This is a genomic window from Sphingomonas sp. 66-10, assembly GCF_001897045.1.
GTDB lineage: Bacteria > Pseudomonadota > Alphaproteobacteria > Sphingomonadales > Sphingomonadaceae > Sphingomonas > Sphingomonas lycopersici.
The window spans coordinates 46,599-48,783 of sequence record NZ_MKRR01000167.1 but is presented as its reverse complement, the minus strand read 5'-3'; the positions used below and the strand labels follow the sequence as shown (position 1 = coordinate 48,783).

Genomic DNA, 2,185 nt, shown 5'->3' with positions numbered 1-2,185 from the left:
CGGTTGGCGAGGCGAATCACCTCCCATACATCGACCCCCATCTTGTCCGCGACGATGCTCAGCTCGTTGGCGAAGGCGATGTTGACGTCGCGGAAGGCGTTTTCGGTCAGCTTGGTCATCTCCGCCGCGCGCGCATTGGTGGTGACGCAGGCGCCGCGCACGAAGCGGCGGTAGAAGGAGAGGGCCTTGCGCGCGCAGCGCGGGGTGATCCCGCCGATGACGCGATCGTTATCGATCAGCTCGACGAGGATGCGCCCCGGCAGCACGCGTTCGGGGCAATAAGCGATCGCGACGTCCGCCGCCTCGCCCGACGCGCCCGGCACCTTGAGGTCGGGGCGCAATTTGGCGAGCAGATCGCGCACCTCCTCGGTCGTGCCGACGGGGGAGGTGGATTCGAGCACCACGGTGTCGCCCGGCTTCAATACCGTCGCGATCGTCGTCGCGGCGCGCAGCACATAGCCGATATTGGGCGCGTGATCCTCGCCGAAGGGCGTGGGGACCGCGATGACGAAGACGTCCGCTGGCTCGATCGCGAGCGAGGCGCGCAGATTGCCGCGCGCCACCACGCCCGAAACCAGCCCGTCGAGATCGACTTCCTCGATATGCACGCGGCCCGAATTGACCGTCTCGACCACCGCCGGATCGACGTCGATGCCGACCACCTTTGCCCCGGTGCGCGCGATCACCGCGGCGGTGGGCAGGCCGATATAGCCCAGCCCGAGCACCGCGACCTTCAGCTCAACCTCGCCCATCATCGGCAATCAACCCCCTGCAATCACCCGTGCGATCCGCGAGGCGGCTTGGCCGTCCCCGAACGGATTATGGGCGCGCGCCATCGCGGCATAGGCTGCCTTGTCGTTGATAAGCGTGAAAACTTCGGAAACGATGCGATCGGCGTCGGCGCCGACCAGCCGCGCCGTGCCGGCAGCGATCCCCTCGGGCCGCTCGGTCGTATCACGCATCACCAGCACCGGCTTGCCCAGCGCGGGCGCTTCCTCCTGCACCCCGCCCGAATCGCTCAGCGCGAGGTGGCACAGCCCCAGCGCGCGGATGAAATGCGGGTAATCGAGCGGATCGATCCGCGCGACGTTCGGCCGGTCGCCGAGGATCGCGTCCATCACCGCGCCGACATTGGGATTGGGATGCATCGGGAACAGCACCGCGACATCGTCATGCGCGGCGATGCGCGCGATGGCATTGGCGATATTGGCCATCCCGTCGCCGAAATTCTCGCGGCGATGCGTGGTGACGAGAACGATCTTCTTCCCCGCGAAGCGCGCCGCGATCGGGTCGAGCCCCGTGGCGAGCGCGGGATCGGCGGCGATCCGCGCGCTGGTCCATTGCAGCGCGTCGATCACGGTATTGCCGGTAACGTGAACCCCGGCGGTGATATTCTCGCGCGCCAGCGCCTCGGCGGCGGTGGCGGTGGGGGCGAAGTGCAGGTCGGCGATCGGCGCGACGATGCGGCGGTTCACCTCCTCCGGCCAGGGGTGATAGATATTGCCCGAACGCAGCCCGGCCTCGACATGCGCCACCGGGATGCGGCGATAATAAGCCGCCAGCGCTCCTGTCATCGCGGTGGCGGTATCGCCCTGGACGATCACCCGATCCGGCTTGAGGCGGTCCATCGCCTCGCCGAGCCCGGTGAGCAGCCGCGCGGTGAGCCGATCGAGCGTCTGCCCCGGTTCCATCAGGTCGAGGTCGACATCGGGGGTCAGCCCGGCGATCGCCAGCACCTGATCGAGCAGCCCGCGATGCTGCGCGGTGACGCAGATCAACGGGTCCACGCCGGGCGTCTCCGCCAGCGCACGGGCGACCGGAAACAATTTGATGGCTTCGGGCCGGGTGCCGAATATGAGCAGGATCTTCATCGCCGCCTGCTCTATTCGTCGTTGTTTAAGGACGGGCTAACCTTGCCCGCATAGTTAAGGGAATTGTCGCCGCCGACGGCGATGGATAATGCCGGCCGCGTTGCATCGGGGATGAATGAATGTCGATCAAGCCATTGCGTAAGGCCGTTTTTCCCGTCGCGGGCCTCGGCACCCGCTTCCTTCCGGCGACCAAGGCGATGCCGAAGGAGATGCTGACCATCGTCGATAAGCCGCTGATCCAATATGCGGTGGAGGAAGCGCTCGAGGCGGGGATCGAGCAGATCATCTTCGTCACCGGGCGCGGTAAATCGGCG

Annotated in this window: 3 protein-coding genes; 1 reads left to right on the top strand and 2 read right to left on the bottom strand. The window is 66.8% G+C overall.

Features of this window, described 5'->3' with window-relative positions; genetic code table 11:
- Positions 1-755 (bottom strand): nucleotide sugar dehydrogenase (locus tag BGN95_RS26320; RefSeq protein WP_286774554.1); only part of this gene is annotated, 755 nt, incomplete at its 3' end.
- 6 nt (positions 756-761) lie between these two features.
- The gene (wecB, locus tag BGN95_RS26315; RefSeq protein ID WP_265269758.1) at positions 762-1,871 is read right to left on the bottom strand and encodes a non-hydrolyzing UDP-N-acetylglucosamine 2-epimerase; all 1,110 of its coding nucleotides are present in this window, start codon (positions 1,869-1,871) and stop codon (positions 762-764) included.
- A gap of 119 nt (positions 1,872-1,990) precedes the next feature.
- Between wecB and BGN95_RS26310 the strand changes: the two genes are divergently transcribed.
- The coding region (locus tag BGN95_RS26310) for a sugar phosphate nucleotidyltransferase (RefSeq protein WP_286774535.1) at positions 1,991-2,185 on the top strand (195 nt) is incomplete at its 3' end.

Bases quoted from the DNA above. Each gene is read 5' to 3' on its own strand.
- wecB (WP_265269758.1), bottom strand. From the start codon at position 1,871: ATGAAGATCCTGCTCATATTCGGCACCCGGCCCGAAGCCATCAAATTG.